At 71.9% G+C, this 256-nt stretch carries 1 protein-coding gene; it reads right to left on the reverse strand.

Going from position 1 to position 256, the window contains the following annotated elements:
- The coding region (locus tag IG05_RS43370) for a hypothetical protein (protein ID WP_037816089.1) at positions 1–256 on the reverse strand (256 nt) is incomplete at both ends.

The raw sequence follows: 256 nt of genomic DNA on the forward strand, positions 1-256 counted from the left end.
GCTGACGTTCTGCAGGTAGGCGGCCGGGTGGGTGAGGTTGTAGGGGTCCATCGGGTCCAGGCCGCGGACGAAGGTGACCAGGCCGGCCGTGCCCTTGACGACACCTCCGGCGAAGTGGGTGATCTCGATGCCGGTGGACAGCGCACCGTCCTTCAGGTCGCCCTTGAGCCGGTCCAGGGGCGGCGGCTCGGCCGGAGCGTGCGCCAGGGCCGCCTTCACCTTGCCCTGCGCCTCGGTGGCGGCGGTGTTGCGCTGC

The sequence above is a fragment of the Streptomyces sp. NRRL S-1022 genome (genome assembly GCF_000720135.1).
Taxonomy (GTDB): Bacteria; Actinomycetota; Actinomycetes; order Streptomycetales; family Streptomycetaceae; genus Streptomyces.